Source organism: Bradyrhizobium sp. SHOUNA76 (assembly GCF_023006445.1).
In the GTDB taxonomy this organism is placed as follows: Bacteria; Pseudomonadota; Alphaproteobacteria; order Rhizobiales; family Xanthobacteraceae; genus Bradyrhizobium.
The window spans coordinates 1-19,174 of sequence record NZ_JALBHA010000022.1 but is presented as its reverse complement, the minus strand read 5'-3'; the positions used below and the strand labels follow the sequence as shown (position 1 = coordinate 19,174).

Annotated in this window: 13 protein-coding genes; 6 read left to right on the top strand and 7 right to left on the bottom strand. The window is 61.0% G+C overall.

The window, feature by feature from the left end; all coding sequences use genetic code 11:
- The first annotated feature begins 133 nt into the window (after positions 1 to 133).
- The gene (locus tag MOV74_RS05495; protein WP_246918894.1) at positions 134 to 1,231 is read left to right on the top strand and encodes a glycosyltransferase family 4 protein; all 1,098 of its coding nucleotides are present in this window, start codon (positions 134 to 136) and stop codon (positions 1,229 to 1,231) included.
- A gap of 17 nt (positions 1,232 to 1,248) precedes the next feature.
- On the opposite strand, the gene MOV74_RS05490 is transcribed toward MOV74_RS05495, so the two are convergent.
- The 4 genes from MOV74_RS05490 to MOV74_RS05475 are packed head-to-tail and all read right to left on the bottom strand — an operon-like array spanning position 1,249 to position 5,994.
- Positions 1,249 to 2,337, bottom strand: coding sequence for an acyltransferase (locus MOV74_RS05490; RefSeq protein WP_246918892.1), 1,089 nt, complete (start codon positions 2,335 to 2,337; stop codon positions 1,249 to 1,251).
- The gene (locus MOV74_RS05485; RefSeq protein ID WP_246918890.1) at positions 2,334 to 3,440 is read right to left on the bottom strand and encodes an acyltransferase; all 1,107 of its coding nucleotides are present in this window, start codon (positions 3,438 to 3,440) and stop codon (positions 2,334 to 2,336) included. Before MOV74_RS05485 ends, MOV74_RS05490 begins: the two co-directional genes overlap by 4 nt.
- A 9-nt stretch (positions 3,441 to 3,449) precedes the next feature.
- Positions 3,450 to 4,784: a hypothetical protein gene (locus MOV74_RS05480; protein WP_246918888.1), complete on the bottom strand. Its 1,335-nt coding sequence runs from the start codon at positions 4,782 to 4,784 to the stop codon at positions 3,450 to 3,452.
- Between the two features lie 7 nt (positions 4,785 to 4,791).
- On the bottom strand, positions 4,792 to 5,994 hold the full coding sequence (locus tag MOV74_RS05475; protein ID WP_246918886.1) for an acyltransferase: 1,203 nt from the start codon (positions 5,992 to 5,994) through the stop codon (positions 4,792 to 4,794).
- A 670-nt stretch (positions 5,995 to 6,664) separates the two neighbouring features.
- On the opposite strand from MOV74_RS05475, the gene MOV74_RS05470 reads away from it, so the two are divergent.
- The 3 genes from MOV74_RS05470 to MOV74_RS05460 all read left to right on the top strand — a co-directional run bounded on the left by MOV74_RS05470 (position 6,665) and on the right by MOV74_RS05460 (position 10,104).
- Positions 6,665 to 7,156: a hypothetical protein gene (locus MOV74_RS05470; RefSeq protein WP_246918926.1), complete on the top strand. Its 492-nt coding sequence runs from the start codon at positions 6,665 to 6,667 to the stop codon at positions 7,154 to 7,156.
- Positions 7,157 to 7,188: 32 nt separating this feature from the next.
- On the top strand, positions 7,189 to 9,420 hold the full coding sequence (locus tag MOV74_RS05465) for a Wzz/FepE/Etk N-terminal domain-containing protein (RefSeq protein ID WP_246918884.1): 2,232 nt from the start codon (positions 7,189 to 7,191) through the stop codon (positions 9,418 to 9,420).
- 396 nt (positions 9,421 to 9,816) lie between these two features.
- Positions 9,817 to 10,104: a hypothetical protein gene (locus MOV74_RS05460; RefSeq protein ID WP_246918881.1), complete on the top strand. Its 288-nt coding sequence runs from the start codon at positions 9,817 to 9,819 to the stop codon at positions 10,102 to 10,104.
- 42 nt (positions 10,105 to 10,146) lie between these two features.
- Here the strand turns inward: MOV74_RS05460 and MOV74_RS05455 are convergent, their stop codons facing one another.
- A complete protein-coding gene (locus MOV74_RS05455; protein WP_309486781.1) occupies positions 10,147 to 11,574 on the bottom strand; it encodes an undecaprenyl-phosphate glucose phosphotransferase in 1,428 nt (475 codons plus the stop codon).
- A 605-nt stretch (positions 11,575 to 12,179) separates the two neighbouring features.
- Here MOV74_RS05455 and MOV74_RS05450 point away from each other — a divergent pair.
- Positions 12,180 to 12,917, top strand: a complete 738-nt coding sequence (locus MOV74_RS05450) for a metallophosphoesterase family protein (protein ID WP_246918925.1) — start codon at positions 12,180 to 12,182, stop codon at positions 12,915 to 12,917.
- A gap of 81 nt (positions 12,918 to 12,998) precedes the next feature.
- Here MOV74_RS05450 and MOV74_RS05445 read toward each other — a convergent pair whose 3' ends face one another.
- A complete protein-coding gene (locus tag MOV74_RS05445; RefSeq protein ID WP_246918877.1) occupies positions 12,999 to 13,265 on the bottom strand; it encodes a hypothetical protein in 267 nt (88 codons plus the stop codon).
- 601 nt (positions 13,266 to 13,866) lie between these two features.
- Between MOV74_RS05445 and MOV74_RS05440 the strand changes: the two genes are divergently transcribed.
- The gene (locus MOV74_RS05440; protein WP_246918874.1) at positions 13,867 to 14,130 is read left to right on the top strand and encodes a hypothetical protein; all 264 of its coding nucleotides are present in this window, start codon (positions 13,867 to 13,869) and stop codon (positions 14,128 to 14,130) included.
- 273 nt (positions 14,131 to 14,403) lie between these two features.
- On the opposite strand, the gene MOV74_RS05435 is transcribed toward MOV74_RS05440, so the two are convergent.
- On the bottom strand, positions 14,404 to 19,174 hold a 4,771-nt coding region (locus tag MOV74_RS05435), incomplete at its 5' end, for a beta strand repeat-containing protein (RefSeq protein WP_404979117.1).

Genomic DNA, 19,174 nt, shown 5'->3' with positions numbered 1-19,174 from the left:
GTTTCCCATTTAGAGTGGAAGTGAGTTCAAATCGTGGACTACACTCCAATCAACCTTTGCGAAGTGATGCAAAATGGATGCCTTGATGAATTCGCCTGCTCAGCGTTCTCTGCGTAACTCCAGGCGCTTGCGTGTGGCGATCTACGCACCGCATTTTGCGGAATATTCCTATCGGCTGGCATCTGGTTTGGCGCATCATTGCGACGTCCGCCTCGTGCTCAACGCCAAGGACGCAAATCAGCAATGGGAACTGGCCGATATCGCCGTGGCGGCGCCCTTCGAAACACGCATCCGCGACCTGAGCCTGCGCCGCGGCGGCGCAATCGGCATCCCCGCGTCCTTCTTCGACATAATATCGTTTCGTCCGGACGTGATTCATTGTCACGAAGTTCCGGAGATCTACACATCCAAGCTGATCCAGCTGCTTCGTCCGCTTGGCATTCCCCTGGTGCTGACCGTTCACGATGCGATTCCGCATTCGGAAGGCGGCTCCGGCACCTCGGCGCGTGAAGATGCCTGGCGCGGGCGCATGCGCGCCGCCGCATCGGTGGTCACGACGCACGGTGAAAGCTGTATTGCCGATTTTCGCCGCGCCTCGCCCGACTTCAAAGGCGAGACGATCTCCAGCATGCACGGCGTGCTCATGGTTCCGCCAGCCAAGGGCACGCTCAGCGAGCCGGAATCCGCGCGAATCCTGTTCTTTGGACGGATGTGGGCCTACAAGGGCCTGGACGTCTTCATCGATGCGATCGACATACTGACTCAGCGCGGCATGGCGCATGAAGCGATCGTCGCCGGCCGCGGCCCCGAGATGACACGGCTCGGCGCGCGGATGGAAGCGATGCCGACCGTCAAGACCATCAACGCCTATATCTCGCCTGCGGAGACCGGACGGCTGTTTCAATCCGCCACCGTGGTCGCCCTGCCCTATAAGGATGCAACGCAAAGCGGCGTGCTTGCATCCGCTTACGGCAACTCTCGTCCCGTCGTTGCCAGTGCCACCGGCGGCATTCCCGACGTCGTAGCCGACGGCGTCAACGGGCTGCTGGTTCCTCCCGGCGATGCCACGGCGCTGGCCGACGCACTCGAACGCGTGCTGACCTCGAAGCCTCTTGCCGCGACATTGACCGAAGGCGCACGGCAAACCGCGGCCGGCCTCCTGAACTGGGACCGCATTGCCGAGCAGCTACTCGGGTCCTATCACCGGCTCGCCGGCCGGACCGTGAGCTGACCGCGACAGGCGTCCTCTCAAACCGATTGCTCGATCTGCCGTCGGAAGAACATGCCGCGGATCGCGCCGTCCAACAGGCGCCGCAGCCTGACCTCGATCAGCTCATAGCTGATCGCGCTCGCGACCAACGACATCACCAGCCCGAGCACGATGAAGGCGGCCCACAGCAGCCAGCGGTCAACGCCGGCAGCGACTAGCTTCAGGCCGATCACCTGCAAGGGGAACAGCACGAAGGGATGCACGAGATAGAGGCTGTAGCTGATCTTGCCGACATATTGCAGGGCCGGCGCACTCAGAACCTTCCCGAAGCCTGATTCCGGAGCGAGCACCATGCCGAACAGCAGGAAACCGGGAATGAGCCCCACGAAGGGGTGAAACAGCACGAGGCTCGCATAGAGGGCGGCCCCGCACACGAGACCCGCGAGCAGCCCAACACGTCCGGGAATGGAGATGCGAAATCCGGTCGCGCTGAACAGCATGCCGATGCAGAAGAACGCGGTGATCGGCCAGTGCATCAGGCACGCCAGGCCCAGCAGGATCAGGGGCGCCGCCAGCAGCCTGCCCCCGGCGCGCCACATCGAGAATGTCAGCGCAAACCAGATGTAGAATGCCCACTCATAGGTCAGCGTCCAGGCATTCTGCTGAGCAATGGGCAGGCCGAGCGCGTCCTGCACGAAGAGCAGGTTGGCCGCAAAGATTGCGAGATAGCTGGTCAGATCGATCCCGCGGAAGAACTTGTAGGCCACGATCGGCCCGATTGCGAACAGCGCGAGATGCAGGACGACGAACACCGGCATGATGCGCAGGACGCGATCGAAAAAGAACCGCGGCAACGACCCGTGCCGCACCAGGCTCGCCGGGATCAGGAAGCCGCTGATCATGAAGAACAGCTCGACACCGTGACCACCAACATTGATCACCGATTGCAGCCAGAGCCAGAGCGGCGGCAGGAAGCCGGGATCCGGGATGTCGTACATGCCTGCTTTCGGCATGTCGTAGAAATGATCCATCAGCACGCTCAGCGCCGCGATGGCGCGAAGCCCCTGGACCGACGGAACGAACGATCCGTCGTAGGCTGCGCCCCGCTGCTGCGGTGTCCTGATCACTCTGCGGCACCCTGGGTACTGAGCGCAGGCTCGATAACCACGGTCTTCCGCCGCGTCGAGCGGAACCTGTGCCCGAAGGCAATGCTGGGCTTCTCGACGAACGCAAATGTCATCCAGCTGACGAGGATCGACAACGCCAGGATCATGACCAGGAAGACCGACCATCCCAGCGGCCCATCACCGAACCAGACGAGGCGGTGGATGAAGACGATCACGAACGGCGACATCAGGTAGACCGAATAGCTGATCACGCCGACGAACGCCATCGGGCGCCACGCCATCCTCTCGCCGAACACGGCGAAGCCGATGAAGACCAGCGCCGCGCAGACATAGGCCGATCCGATCGAATAGCTGTAGAAGAAGTTCTCGTGATACACGCCCCCGAACCGCCGGTCCGACAGGGTGGCGGCGAAGATCGCATACAACAGCGTGCAGACGGCCACATGGGTCCATCGCAGCTTTCCGCCGATGACGGTGTCGCGGATGATCTTGCCCAGGAACATCGCCGACAGGTTTAGCCCGACCTCCATCACCGAGGAGACCGCCCTGTTCTCAACGAAGACGGCAGCGGTGGTTCCGACCAGCGCGGCCGCAACGACGATGGTGACCGCGGTGAAGCGCCGGTTCAGCAGCCCCATCGCAAAGAGAATGGTGCATCCGACATAGAACAGCAGCTCGATCGCCAGCGTCCAGTAGAAGACCCAGAGGTTCGGGACGTTCACGAAGGTCTGCAACATCGTCACATTCGCGGCGACCTGCCCCAGCGGATAGATCTTCGACTCCAGCAGCTGCATCGTCACGAGCCCGACCACGAGCGAGGTCCAGTAGGCCGGGTAGAGCCGGAAGAAGCGGCTGATCGTAAAATCCCGCACCGGCGTGGCGCTGTCCGGGAAGCTGAACGGAATGACGAAGCCGCTGACGAAGAAGAACAACACCACACCGAACCGGCCGAAGTTCATGTAGTAGCCGAACACATCATGGATGGGCCAGTAATAGGCACCTGTCGGGTGCTTTTCGACGATCACCTCGAACACATGCTGAACCAGGACCGACAACACGGCAATGCCGCGCAACGTGTCGATGAATGCGAGCCGTTTATGCATTGTTCGTTCTCACCTGCTTCCGCTCGCCGCCGCATCCGGGCGGAAGCCTTCCAATGACGGCATCGGCGGCCGCATGACAATTGGCACGGCGTCGCCTGCCCGTGCGGAGGCCGTACGCCGCGAGAACACTTCGCTGAAACTCAATGCGATGATCAGGAGGCCAGACGCGGGGCCGTAGTTCAGCACCGTGATCGTGAACAGGTTCACGACGAAGAGCAGCGTCAGCTTGTAGACGTCGGTCGCACCGAAAGTCGCCCGAAACACCATCACCATGAACGCCGCGAACGGGAGTCCGAACATCAGGTACGTGCCGATGTAGAAATTGTCGACCGGCACCCAGAAGTGGGCGAGCGGTGAGAACAGCTTTTGCGGATAGTTGAAGCAACCCGCCCCGCAGCCGGTCACCAGACCGATCGGCATGAGCTGGTTCATGTAAACGAACGGCAACTGCCAGCTATTGTTGATGCGATCGACGATGCTGAACAAGGTCGAATGCGGCACGGCTGCGGTGCCCGAAGCAACCACGATCATGAAGAACGGAACCAGGATCGAGGCAAACGACCACAGCGCGATGGTCCGGATCGCGGGGAAGCGCGATTTCTCCGGCAGCATTCGCACGAACACCAGCAGAACCAGATAGAGCACGAGGACGATCATGGTCGTCTTGCTCGTGGTCAGCTTGATGGCATAGATCGCGATGGAGCCGAATATGAGGCACCACGTGGTGCTCATGCGAATAGACGTGATCGCGAACGACACAAGGATGAAGAAGGCAGCCATGGTGTTGTCGGCCGCAAAGCCCATGAGGCGCTGGTCGTCGCCGCCATAAGCCCACCACAACCGGCCCGCCTCGCGTACGGCGCCGAAGGACTCGTATTTGTAGCCCACCCAGGGCATTAGGTAGAATTTCGTCAGGAAAACGCCGATAACCGAGAGATAGAAGGTCACTGCGATGACCGACAGCAGCTTCCGGTACGAGCCGAGGCTGGAATCGCAGAAGCAGAATCCGACGAACACCGGCAACATCATCTTGAATGACGAGATCGCAGCGTTCATCGTTCCCATAAAGAAGTAGCCGAGCACAAGCGACAGAATGATCTGGACCAGCACCAACAGCGCCAGGGTGCTGCGATTGCGCAGAACGCAATGCACGAAGAACTGGGCCAGGCACAGAAGCGCAACGCCGTCAGGCAGGTACCAGAGCGGATCCACGTGATAGATGCTGGTGTAATAGCGGATCACGCCGCCAAAGGCGTCGCGGACCAGATAGACCCCGAGCGCGATCGCCTCGATGTTGAGGCTGATCAGCGTGATTCTGGGCCGTTGCAGCGCTAGCATCGTCATGTCGGGCTCAGTTCGTCAGTCGCGCGGGGGACGCCGAGAAATCGGACCGGCTTCCAAGGGCGTTCCGCATCAGCCTGCCGCCGGGGATTTCGACGTAGCGATAGGTGAAGTGGGACACCGCCAGCACGGCGGTCAATGAGACCACGAGATTCAGCGTGGCCGGCAGACCAGCGAAGACGGAATCGAGAGCGGCGATCCGCCCTGCCCCGAGCGCCCGCACGAAATATTCGGCCAGGAGCACCACGAGCGCGTGCACCATATAGATCGAGTAGGAACGTTTCCCGAGCCAGACCAGCGGCTTGGCCACCAGCATCCGCGGCACCAGCAGCGCATCGGGAAAAGCCAGTAAACTGCCGAGGAAGATTGCGAACGTCACGGGCGCGAGGAAGGTTGACGCAGGACTGGTCTCCGCCAGTGACACCAGGACGATGCTGGCTATCATGGCGACGAATTGCAGCATGCCCTGCGCGGCAGGACCCGGCTTGACCGGCAGGCGATCAACGATCCTGACCGTCAGCACGCCCAGAAAGAAGCTCACGAAGCAGCGCACGATGCCGAAGTCGGTCTGAAGCCCGAGGCTCCTCTTGTCGAGCACGAAGATGATGAAGACCAGACTTCCGACCGCAAGCGCGCCGCAGAGGACGTAGAACCACAACAGGGAACGCATGCGCTGGGCAAAGAGGACAATCAGGCCGAACACGAGATAGGTGTAGAACTCGACACTGATGCTCCAGCTCGGCGCGTTCCAGCTGAGATAGTCGATAAACCCCATGGAATGCAGCAGCAGGACGTTGAGAACGAAGGAATAGGCATTGTTCACTTCGAACGCCGCCGGCGCGGCCACAACGACACCCGCCATGACCAGACTGATTCGCAGGAGGCGAAACAACAGATTTGCCATCAGCATGACGATGTGCAGCGGATAGACCCGCGCCAGGCGCCGCACCATGAACTCGCGCAGCGAGAAACGCCCGAAGTCGCTCTCGACGTAGCTGAGCGACATCACGATCCCGCTGAGAACAAAGAACAGATCGACCAGCAGCCAGGAACTCCTGAAGAACGAGCAGTTGATCCACGCATTGTGCGGGAACGCCGCGAGGAACGTCGGCATCAGCAGGAGATGGTGAATCACCACCGATGTCGCGGCGATACCCCGGATGCTGTCGAGCGCCAGGACATGCGCCTTCTCACGATGAACCAACTCCGTCACATCAACATTCCCAGCTATTGCACCGCAGCAGTGTGTATCAGGACTTGGCGCGTGTTCAATCTCTGCGATCGCGGACTCGCATTCGACGCATGACGATCGACGATAATTTCAACGCTCGCAGTTCATTCGGACATGCGAGCGTCAAGTTCACGCCACTTTTTGCCTGAGACCGCCGTCGCATCGGCGCGCAAATCAAATCAAGCGATGATGATCGCGAGAATTTGCGCGTAAAGTTTGCGCGAAATTCGGCGCTGCTGCGATTAAGACAACCGCGATCTTCGCATGCTGACGTCCTGCTGATAATTTTTCGCGGGCGGGAACTAATGAGTAGCTGACGACTTGTGTCGGTTTTGCGACGTTCGCTTGCGACGCCTCAGCGCAAACGCCTCTTATGTTTTCAAGTTGCAACATTCCTAGGCGCGAGCATGCCGATCTCGCATGCATTGCATATCCTCATTTTGCAACCGATCGAAAATCAGGCAATGCACCCGTCGTCGCCGCCCACACACTCAGCTTTTGCGTCGCACAAAAATTGACACAGTTACCTGCCAAGTTTCACCTGTTCTCCTATTGCAACAGGGAGGAAGGGACACGGATGGGCTGCGGACTACCACGTCGTCATGCAATGCCACGAAGGCTACTGATCGTCTTGGCAGCTTCTGCCTTGATCGTGTCGAGCGTCGATGCTTGCCGCGCTCAGTGCGTCGAATTTTCAGATCGTGCCTCGCAGCTCGAACTCGACACGTTCGTGAAATCGCCCTCCTCGCTTCTGGAGCGGCTCCGCAATGACAAGGAGAAGCTGAGATTTCGGCTCGCCACCTACATCGCCACGACCCCGTCGGTGTTGCCGTCCGTGCAGACACTCATCTCTGCCTCGGCTTCGACCGATCGTTCCGCCATCGGCGCCGCCCTGAGGATTGCGGAAGGACGGTGCACGTCGACGAAGCCGGACGCCGCGCGCAAGATCAGGGATTTCGCGCAACGGATCGGTGATCTCAACGTGCAAGCGGGCTATTCCGCCGCAGGTGAGGACGCCTCAGGCGCCCAGGCTCAATCGCAAGACAAGAGCCCGGCGCAACCGTCCCGAGGCGGGGCCCTGCTCGACGGCGAATTTAAAACCAAGCTGGCCAACCCCTTCAAGCCCGTCCCCCTTCCGAACTGATCAGCGATCGTCAAAAGGCAGCGAATTAGCAAATGTATCAGCCTAGAGAACATTTCCAGTCGGGACACCGATTCGGCATCGAATTCGGCGGAGCAGTCCTCAGCTTCGAGCGCGTGGCCGACGTGCTGCGCCGGCAGTGGCCGATCATCGCGGCGTGCACCGGCGCTGCGCTGGCCCTGGTGATGGTCTACCTGGTCATGGCGCAACCGATGTATACGGCGAATGCCCGTATCATGATGGATACGCGTCAGGCGCAGGTGCTGGACAAGGACAGCAACGCCAACAGCGCCCTCATCGATACCGGCTACGTCGACAGCCAGGTCGAGGTCATCAATTCGGACGACCTGATTCTCTCGGTCGTCCGTCGCCTGAAGCTGACGGACGATCCGGAATTCAATGGCTCCGATCCGGGCCTGCTGTCCATCGTCCTCGGCAAGGTCATGTCGCTGTTCAGCTCCGGCGAAGCCGCGTCCCAGGAGCGTCTCGAGCACGCCGTGGTGGAGCAGGTTCAGAAGAACCTGAGAACGGAACGCGTCCTGACGACGTATGTCTTGTCGATGAACTATCGCTCGCGGAGCCCTGACAAGGCGGCCAAGATCGTCAACGCCATCGCCAATGCCTATCTCGTCGGCGCGCTGGAAGCCAAATATCAGTCCACCAAGCGGGCAACCGAATGGCTGCAGCAGCGCAGCTTCGAGCTGAGCGAGCAGGCAACCGCCAGCGACCGCGCCGTGCAGACCTTCAAGGCCGAAAACAACATCGTCGGGACCAGCCGCGGCCTGATGTCCGAGCAGCAATTGTCGGACCTCAACACCCAGCTGGTTCAAGCGCGGGCGTCGACGGCCGAAGCCAAGGCCCGGCTCGACCGGATCAACGCGATTTCAGACCAGGACGTCGCACAATCGACGGTGACCGATGCTCTCAACAACTCGGTCATTACGCGCCTGCGCGCGCAATATCTGGACCTCCAGGCCCAGTATGCCGACTGGTCGAGGCGCTATGGAAAGCAACATCTTGCGGCGGTCAATCTGGCCAACAAGATGGAGGAGCTGCGCAAGAACATCGCCGACGAGCTGCATCGGATCGGCGATGCCTACCGCAGCGACTATGAGATCGCAAAGAGCCGGGAAGCCTCGCTCGAGAAGAACGTGAAGGAGCTCGTCGCCCAGGCCGGCGATACCGGCCAGGCCGCGGTCAAGCTGCGCGATCTCGAAAGCGCCGCGGACACCTACCGCAACCTGTACAACAGCTTCCTCGAGAAGCTGCAGAGCGCGACGCAGAATCAGAGCTTTCCGCTTAGCGAGGCGCGCCTGATCAGCACGGCCACCAAGCCGGATCGCAAGAGCTCGCCGCGCACGGTGCTGGCGCTCGTCGGTGGCCTGGTGGGCGGCCTGTGCCTCGGCTTCGGCGTCGCATTCGGGCGAGAGCTGCTCAGCGACGTCTTGCGGACCCCCGCCGAGGTCGAGGATGAGCTCGGCGTGAAGTGCCTCGGAGTGCTGCCGGACATTCGTCCGCCAACGACGACCGGCGCGTTGCTTTCGACGTCAGCCAAGACAGCCTCACCCGATCTGTCCCGCTACGTCGTCGATCATCCATTCTCGCGGTTCGCCGAGACGTTGCGCAACATCAAGGTGTCGATCGATGTTGCGCGCCTGACCCGCGAGATCAAGGTGATCGGCATCGTGTCTTCGCTTCCGAAGGAAGGAAAGACGACGGTGGCGGCCAACTTCGCACAGTTGATCGCCCTTACCGGCCATCGCACGGTCCTGATCGACGGCGATCTGCACACGCGCTCGCTGACCCGAGAGCTCGCGCCCAACGCCAAGAGCGGCCTGGTGGAGGCCCTCAGCGACCCGGCGAGCCTCGGCTACCATGTGCAGCGAAGCAAGGAAACGGGCCTGGACTTCCTGCCCTCTGTCGTAGCTTCCCGCATGGTCAATTCGGCCGACGTCATCGGATCGAAGGCGATGGCCGAACTGCTCAAGGTGCTGAGAGAGCACTATGAGTACATCGTGATTGACCTTGCCCCGGTGATGCCGGTGGCGGATTCGAAGGCTGTCAGCCTCCTGATCGACGCCATGGTCTACGTGATCGAATGGGGGCAGACGACACGAAGCGCTCTTCAGGAGTCGGTTTCCGGGTCGGAAGTCCTTCAGAAGAAACTGCTCGGCGCCGTGCTCAACCGCGCCAACCCGAAGATGCTCAAGCGCATCGAGGCGTACAAGGGCAAGCACCACAACAGCTACTACGTCGAGCATGCCTAGAGGCGCCGCGGCGCCGCGCTCAGCCGAGCCGTAACGACCTCGGGCCCGCTGCCATATTGGCAGCGGGCCTTTTTCGCGTCTTGCGGAACTGTCGCTGGAAGGCGATCGAATGCACCTTCGCGCACGAGCGCGGGGATTGCGCCAAGCCCAGCGGACTCCTCAGGCCTCCGTATTCGTCCGGAATCCACAACTTGCAGTTATTGCTCTAGCCAAAAGCAAGGATTGACGAAGGCGGTGGTCGCTAGGACAGTGCGCCAATTGGCAATCATCTCTCGATAAGATGAGACAATCCGGTCCTCGATGCTTCAAAATGCCGAAACTTTGGGCATCTTTCCTTCTGGGTTCCCTGAGGCTAACTTCGGCTCATATTTGTAGTTCTTTTCCGGTGGGCTCGGAATGCTGATCGTCCTGACGATTTTGACTATTTGGGTTCTGCTCAACATCCTGTTCGTGTTGATCGTGGTTCCCCCGCGCAAGCCGCGTCGGCAGCCGATGGCGACGACGCTATCACCGGCCCCTGTCGACCCCAGCCAACGAGACATCGAGCAGGACGAATCCTTCTCGATCCGTCATGTCATCGTCTCGGTAGCGATGGGGGCATTCTTCGTGCTGGTGCCGCCGTTGCTCGCCCTGCGCGATGCGATCATGCGGCTCTTCGGCAGGTCGTCGCGGGATGGAACCTGATCCCTCAAGCCTGTGGCTCCAGATGGCCGGGAAGTTGAGCGGTTAGTACGCCTCCTGGAACATCACTGCGGATGCGGTGCGGGCCATGATCTTCAGATCGAGCCAGATACTCCAGTTGCTGACGTACCAGACGTCGTACTCGACCCGCTTCTCCATCAGGTCGATCGTCGGCGTTTCCCCTCTGAACCCGTTCACCTGCGCCCAGCCCGTCAGGCCCGGCTTCATGTGGTGCCGGTAGACGTATTTGCTGATGAGCTCGTCATAGTAATTGTCATGAGCCAGCGCGTGCGGACGCGGGCCAACCAGTGACATATCCCCGCGCAGCACATTCCAGAGCTGCGGCAGCTCGTCGATGCTGGTCATGCGAAGGAATCGTCCGATCTTTGTGACCCGGGCATCCCTCTTGGTTGCCTGCGTAACTGTCTCGCCGTTCTCACTGACGGTCATGGTTCGGAACTTCCATATCTCGAACGGCCTGCCGTTAAAGCCGCGCCGCGACTGCCGGAAGATGACGTTTCCCGGGGAGTCCAGCTTGATCAGAACGGCAACGGTCAGCAGCAGCGGCGTCAGCATTACCAGTGCGAACAGGGCCACGCCAACGTCGAGACAGCGCTTTTGCAACCGCTCGAGAATGGTGAGAGGCGGCCGCTGGATCTCAACCGCGACGGTTCCACTGACCGGCAGGAAGGGACGGGCCACCAGATCAGCGACTGGATCATCCGGCAGCAGGCGTATGGGCTGTGGGACGGCGCGCAAATGGTGTCCCAGCTTGCGGAGCATCGGCAATTCATTCCAGTCGATCGCAAGCAGATATTCGTCGACATCGGCCGAGCGCGATTGACGGATCACGTCGCGAATCTGCCGCTCCCATTGGCCGTCATCCCGATCGGCGCCGAGCACGAAATGGCGCGTGACATCGAAGCCATTCCTTCGCAGGTCCTTGAAGCGGCTTGAGGTGAAATCGAGCGGCTTGAGGCTGAGCAGGATCACCTTGCGATCGACCAGGCGGCTTCTCGCAAAACTCGTGCCGAAAACCGCCTGCCAAGCGAAGCGGAGACTGATCAAGCCAAGTCCGCCGATCACGGCGAACACGATAACGGTGCCACGGGAGAGATTGTCCGTCGATTTCAGCAGGAATGCCGCAACTGCGAGGATCGTCAGTGACGTCAGCCAGATAAACACGGCCTTTCGCAGCTGCCAGACGATATTGAGCAGACGGTGCGTGGCGTAGACGTCCCGGAAATAGGCGACCGCGACGAACACCGCGCCGACAAACAACCCAGCCCCTACCGAAGCGCCATCGGGCGAAGCGACCGCGGCGCCGTATAGCAAGGCACCGGCGGCATAGCTCAACAAGATCACCAGAAAGTCGGCAGCCATGACGACGATCTGAAATGGCCTCTGAAGAGAGCTGCCGCGCGTCGATGACAGCGCGTGGGCGTTTTCAGAACCATAAGTTGCAACAGCCATTCGTACCTCTGTCAATCGAGAGAGTGTCTGACGCTCATCGTGATGCTGAAGACTCGTCAATTCCCCGCACGGAAAGTGTTGGTCGATCGCAGCGAGATTGTGGCGCTGCACGCAAAACTTTTGCGGCGCACGGATCATGCGCGATGTTGAAATGCGCAGCGAAATTCGACGCGCTGAAAAAGTCGTCACAGTGATGACATATGAGCGAACGCGTTGCCCTATTTTGAATCAAGTTCCACGTCCAGCGCGATGATTGTCGTCGCGCGAACGACTTGTCGCTCATCTTTCGGGCGATGCAATCCTCCGATCAAGCCAAACGAATCAGTTGCGAGAATTTCGACGGATTTCTATCTGGGCGTGCGCCGAGAGAATTGCCCCAGGCATGCAACTTTGCCGCACTCTCGCGTTCAGCGATGCATTCGTGCGGACCGATCGTTCGCGCCGCCCGCCGATAACAAGGTGGGCAAAAAATGCCGCCCTTCTTTTGGCGTGATCGCGCTGGAGAACAAGGACGCTCCCTCACCGAATTCACGTTGTTCGCGTTGGAAGCTCTCCGGTGCCGGCGACTTGGGGAAATTTTTCGACGACCCGATCGATTGAGCCCCATGATATCTCTCGCGCGACCACGCTCGCCCACCCCCAAGCCGCAATTGCCGGAGGGAGTTCGCATCTATGCGATCTCCGATATTCACGGGTGCGCCCATCTGCTCCAGCCTATGTTGCGGGTAATCGACGCCGACGTTGCCCGCAGCCGGCCGCGCTATGCGATCGAGGTCTTCATGGGTGACTACATCGATCGCGGCCCGGATACGCGCGCCACTCTCGACGTCCTGGTCGAACGGAGCCGCCGGGGCAACGCAGTTTTCCTCAAGGGAAACCACGAGGCATTTCTTGTGAGGGTGTTCGAAGATCCTGCGCTGTTCGAGGATTGGATTGCGGTGGGCGGGACCCAGACGTTGATGTCCTACGGGCTCGCCCCACCGGACCTGAAGCGCGACGAGCCGGCATCGATATTGCGCGATTTGATTCGGGCAATGCCCACCGAACATCTGGAATTCCTGGACAATTTGCGGCTGAGCTTCAGTTGTGGCGACTTCTTCTTCGTTCACGCCGGCGTTCGCCCGGGCGTTCCACTGGCTGAGCAGACGGAGCGCGATCTGCTCTGGATTCGCGAGGAGTTCCTGCGGAGCGAGGAACAATTCGGCAAGTATGTCGTGCATGGACATACGCCGGTCCGCAGTGCCGAATTCCTGGCAAACCGCGTCAACATCGACACCGGCGCCTATGCGACCGGTAACCTCACCCTGATGAGCATCCAGGGCAGCCGCATGCTCGCGGTGTGAGGTGGCGACGACCGCCTGCCACTGACGCGCGAGACGGCTTCGCAAGGATGGACTGGTTTATCCCCGGCTCCGGGTCAAATCCTAGTTGAGCAACGGCGGCTTCTCCAGTCGCGCACGGGTCTGCGCCATCCAGTCGCTCCAGGCTCGTTCGTGCTTGATGTAGAGTTCCACCCAACGCTCGCCGTGCTTCGCCTGACGGACGCGCGCCGCTTCGCCGATCAAGTCGGTGTCCGGCTTGTCCAGCGCTTCGAACTCGATGGTTTCCGAGATCGTCAGACCCACGAGCACGCGCTGTCCGGCGCCATCCACGATGTAACGTCGTGGAGCGTCCTTCTTAGGCTCGCTCATGTCATCATGCCCCGTCGCTTCAGTGTGTAGCTGGATGCCGACAACGAATTAGACGACATCTAAAAGGCCCGTCGGGCGTGACCGAACGTTGAGGTGGGTTGGGACGCCTGGTGTGAGGCGCCGTAGGATGCGTTCGCATCTCTTCGTTGGACGCGCCAAGCGCTCAGCGCGTATCCAAGGATAAGGCCAGCGCCGAAAATGGAAGCGGAGACAAACGTAGAAGTCATGGAGTCGCCCTGGATGGTCCGGCTCGCATCAAGAGCGAGCAGTGTGTCGACATCATGGTTCTTCAGGATTCATGGACGCCGAAAGATTGTTCAAGGCCCGATCCCTCGTGCGCATGAAGCACTCGTGCCAAGCCGGCCCTTGCCACATCTCGTCTCGATCGGCGACGATCACCAAATAGTCCGTGTAGCGACCACTCTCTATATATGTGTGAAGGACGCGTTCGCGGCCCGGCCCCGCATTTGGCCGAGCAGATGCGTCGAGCAGACCTCGGCCCACGACGAGGAATTTCGGGCAGATCGATCGAGCCGTGCCCTTGCAACCGTCCGTCAGCCGTCGCATTATTTCCCATCGCATTTCAGAGGGATTCAATCCAATGAACTTCCGCGCCCTTATTCCATCCATTGCCTTGGCCGCCCTTGGCCTCACCGTGACGGCCTCCGTCGCGCCGGCCGCCGAGCTCGCGCTTGCTCCGTCCCATCGGGCGGCCGCCGTCCAGGGCGGTGTTGTGCTGTGGGATGACGTTTACCCGCCAGCGATCTATGGTCCCCAGCTTCGCCCGGTCGAAGAAGTCGCAGCCATGAAGGCGCAGGCGCGGCCCGTATCCCAACGCTGGTGGGGATATTGGTACGTCCGGTAAGTTCGAAAGCGCTCGGCCGAGCCGAGCTAATCTGGACCAACAACTGCCGCCCCACCGGCCAACCGGAGGCGGCAGTTTTGTTTGAGACCCAAGCCGTCAGCCGCGGCCGCAAAGGCACCATGCGTTTGACCAGCAAGGTCTTATTGTTCCAGCTGCCCAAATACTGCGCGCTTCCCCGTCCGCTATGTCGTGGGCGTTGGACGGATTGGAGGCGCTCGCTGGGCCCGGGCCCCGAAGCCAGATGGACCGGGACCCTCCAAGGCCGAGGAGCCGCTAGGTTATCAAGAAGCTGCCATTGTGCAGCGTTCCCGTCGCATTCTGCAGGCTAACGTCCATGTCGCTCGCTCCGTCGCCATCAATATCGATCTGGAGGTAGTCGTTGCCCGGCCCGATATTCTGCAAGTGCGCCGAAGCCTGGTTGCCGCCGAGGAGCGTCGCACCTCCCACGTACTCGATGTGATCGCCGGCGACGCTGATGCCCGAGAACGTGAAGCTATCGTTGCCCGCATCGAAATTGTGAATGGTATCGGCAGCACCGGCGGCTGAATCCGCGATGCCGACGAAACGGAAGTTGTCATGGCCCGCGCTGGCGAAGATTTCATCCGCACCCGCGCCGGCAGTAATCGTCGTGTCACCTGACGTGTTGCCGATCGTGATCCGGTCGAAATTCGCGGCCGCATTGACGGTTTCGACGTTGGTCACGGTGACGTCGTAGACGTTCGCGTTGAAGTTTAGGGTGTCGTTGCCGTCGCCGAGATCGATCGCGTTCGCCGGGCTGCCCTGCAAGGTCAGAACGTCGTCCGACGAGCTGCCGTTGAGCAGATTCACGTTCCACAGATTGTCGAACGAATTGCTGCCTGCGGCGAGATTGAGGACATTAGCCGTTCCGTCCCCGAGATTGACCGACACCCCGGACACGGTGTTCAGCAGCGTGACCATGTCGTCCGACGGATTGAGATTGCCAGTGAAGTCACTGCCATTGAGGTTTTCGACGCCACTGATGCTGAGCGAATTGACGCCATTGGCCAGGGATACAAAGTCGTTTCCGTCGCCCAGATTGATGGCGATACCGGCGACGTTGTTCGTCAGGCTGAGCGAATTGTCGCCCGAATTGCCGTTGATGTGCTCGATACCCGTTGCGGCAAAGGAAGCGAAGTTTCCGTCGAGGACGATGGTATCGTCGCCATTGCTGAGGTTGATCGCGACGCCGTTGGCCGCTGCGATCGCGCCGGTGACGGTCAGGGTGTCGTCGTTGGCCGTTCCAAACACGTGATTGACATCGTAGATGTTCACGAACGAGTTCGCGCCAGCGGCTAGGTTCATCGTATTGTCGCCGTTGCCGAGGCTGATGTTCAGGCCCGTGACCGTCGTCGTCAACGTGAGCAGGTCGTTGACGCCGGGCGTCGCACCGAAATCGGAGCCGCTGATTCCCTCGACGCCGATCAGGCTGAGCGTGTTGGCGCCACCCGCGAGACTAAGCTGATCGTTGCCGCCGGCGAGGTTGACGATCAACCCGTCGGCATTCGCCGTGAGATTGACGAACTCGTCGTTGCCATTGCCGATCAGGTTCTCGACGCCAGAGAGATTGAGCGTGTAACCGTTGCCGAAAGTGTTGTTGAGCAGGACGGTGTCGCCCGTCCCCGCCCCCAAATTGAGAACGTGCCCGAAGATATTGGATCCGACGCGAAGATAATCGTCTCCGGCCGTTCCGATCACGGGCGCTACATTGGAGAACTGTTGCGTCGAGAGATCGATCGGACTTCCCAAATCGCCTGACGAGAGCAGCACGATGCCATCGCTGAACTGCAGCACCTCGACGTTGGTCAGGGTGTCGGTGCCGTCACCGTTTGCTGAATTGTTCTGAACCACAATCGCTCCGGGCATCGTGACGGTGTATTGCGATTGCGCACCCGAGAAGATCACCATGTCGGTACCGGCACCGCCATCGATCGTATCGTCGCCGCCCTGGCCGGTGATGCCATCATTTCCACCAGCGGCGTTGATCGTGTCGCCACCGCCGCCGCCGAAGAAGAACTCGTTATTCGAGCTGCCGGCCAGCGTGTCGACCTGGTTGGAACCCTGCACGCTGTTGACGCCGCCCGTGATGATGTCGGCGCCGGCCGCACCGCTCACCGTTCCCGCCGATAGGTCGACGGAAACGCCGCCGCCGCTCGCCTGGGAATACGAGACTCGCGTATTGCCGTTACCGGTGATGGTGTCGTTGCCGAGCAGACCTTCGAACAGGTTGAAGGTGCCGAACGATCCGGCCGAGGTCACGCCGGTGAAACCCGTGGCATTGTAAATGTCGTTCAGATTGCTGCCAGTCGCACTGTTGACGCCGACATAGCTGTCGGTGCCGATGGAGCTGCCCCCGGTCGCAGTTCCCGCCTGCAGGTTGACCGTCACCGCATCAACAGCGCTGGAATAGATGATGCGGGTGTTACCGTTTCCGGTGATCGTATCGTTGCCAGCCAGGCCTTCGAACTGGTTGAAATTGCCGTTGTTGCCGACGTTGTAAACGGAGCCATTCTGGAAGCCAACGGCGCCGAAATTCGTGGCCGTAAAGACATCGTTGAAAGTGGTGCCCTGGGCACCCTCGATCCCGTGGAACGTATCATTGCCGATCGAAGCGTCACCGGTCGCGGTGCCCGCCGTGAAGTCGATGGTAACAGAGCCGGTGGAGAAGTAGAGGTTGTTGTAGCTGATGACGTCGAAGCCACCGCGACCGTCGATGAAGTCGTCGCCGGCAAGGCCGGTGAACGTCTCCGTAGCCGTAGTGATGTTGCTGCCGCGGATGGTGTCGTTGAACATCGAAGCCATCACGGCGTTGACGCCGCTGAACGTATCGTTACCCGTCGATCCGTCACCACTTGCGGTTCCTGTGCCGGGCGTCGCGCCGGTTTGCAGGTCGACGACCACGGCCCCGGTCGCGTTGGTGAACGCAACACGCGTGTTGCCGTTACCGGTGATGCTGTCGTTGCCTGCCATGCCGATGAATTCATTGAATGTGCCGTTGGAACCGCCATTTTGGCTGGTTCCGCTGAAGCCGCCGGCATTGAAAACGTCCGCAGCGTTCGAGCCGCGCACCGATTCGACCGACCGAAGCGTGTCGGTGCCGACCGTCGCGGCATCGCCCGCTACGGTTCCCACGGCCAGCTGAACGTTGATCCCGCCGACCGCCGCCGGATCGAGCGCGTAGTCCGCCCGGTCGAAGCCGCCCCGGCCGTCGATGAAGTCGTCGCCGGCCCGGCCTTCGAAGATCTCCACGGTCCCGGGGCCGTTGGCGCTGCCGAGCAGTTGGTCGGCAAACCCTGAGCCGACAACTCCTCCGAACCCCGAGCCCACCAAGGTATCGGTGCCAACCGAACCGTCTCCGACCGCCGAATGGGCCGTCAAATCGACGGTCACACTACCCGTCGCGCTGGCGTAAGAGATGCGCGTCAGCAGCGCACCCAGGCTGTTCATCGCTCCCGTGATGCTGTCGTTCCCGCCGCGGCCTTCGAACTCGTTGAAGCCCACATTGGTGCCGGCGATGCCGGTATCACCCGCAAACCCGATCGCGTTGAACGTGTCGGCGTAGTCGCTGCCCACGATGCCTTCGACATTCGTCAGCGCATCGGTGCCGACGCCCGCACCGGTCACGGAGCCTGCCGCGAGATTCGCGGTAATGCCTCCCGTGGCCGCGACATAGTCGGCGCGGTCGAATCCGAGGCCGCCATCGAGCAGATCATTGCCATCGAGGCCCTTGAGGCGGTCGTTGCCCGCGAGACCACTCAGGCTGTCGGCGTAGGCGGTGCCGACCAGCGTATTCGCGCCGGCGTCACCGGTGAGGTGCACGCCCTGCCCCAGGATGAAGTCGGCAGCCGTGAGGGTCGACAACGTCACGTTCAGCAGCGTGAGCGTGCTGCCATTGCCGAAGTCGATGACCGTGTTCGACCCCTGCTGGGTGGCAAGCGCCTGAATGTCGGCAAGTGTCGAGACACCAGGGACACCCGTGAGGTCGATCTTGTCAGCGTCCGCCTGCAGGAAGTCGCCGATGACATCGGCGCCGCCGCCGGTGGCGTAGACAAAAATGTCTGCACCGGTCCCGCCGTTCAAGCCATCGTTGCCGGCGCCGCCGCTCAGCGCGTCATTGCCGCTGTTGCCGGACAGCTGGTCGTTGCCGTTGGAGCCGATGATCGTGTCGTTGAAGTTCGACCCGGAAACGTTGGTCACTCCCACAATAGTGTCGTGCCCGACCGATCCGTCGCCGTCCGCGGACCCGTTTGCGAGGTTGACCACCACGCCAGAGGTCGCATTCGCAAACTGCAACTGGGTGCTACCGTTGCCGGTGATGAGATCGTTGCCGGCAAAGCCTTGGAAGGAGTTGAAACCGACGAAGCCGGTCGCATCGTAAATGTCGGAAAAGTTGCTGCCGTAGACACTGTTGACACCGGCGAACGTGTCATGCCCGACCGACACGTCACCCGTTGCCGAGCCGGCGTTCAGGCTGACGGTGACGCCGCTGGTGGCATTCGTATAGATCAGCCGCGTGCTGCCGTTGCCGGTGATGGCATCATCGCCGCCGAGGCCTTCGAACTGGTTGAAGGTGCCATTGTTGCCGATATTGAGCGCACCGGCCTGGCCGTAGCCGATCGCCACATAGGTGTCGGCGTAGCCGGTGCCCTGAATACCCTCGATCGAGCGCAGCGTATCGGTGCCGATCGAAGCGTCGCCGGTTGCCGTGCCCGCCGCCATGTCGACGCTCACGCCGCTCGTGACCGTGCTGAGGCTGTTGTAGATGGCAACGTCGAAGCCGCCGCGGCCGTCGATATAGTCGTCGCCGCCAAGACCGGTGAAGTTGTTGTTGAAGCTGCTGCCCAGCAGCGTGTCGGAGAACGTCGAGCCCTGCACCGCATTGACGCCGGTGAAGCTGTCGGTGCCTTCGGTCGCACCCGTGGCGCTGCCGGCCACCGTGACTGCATTGGTCGTCCCGATGACGCTGGTCTCGAGGTCGACGCTGACGCTCGAGGCCGCGATCTGGTAGTTCAGACGGGTGGAGCCG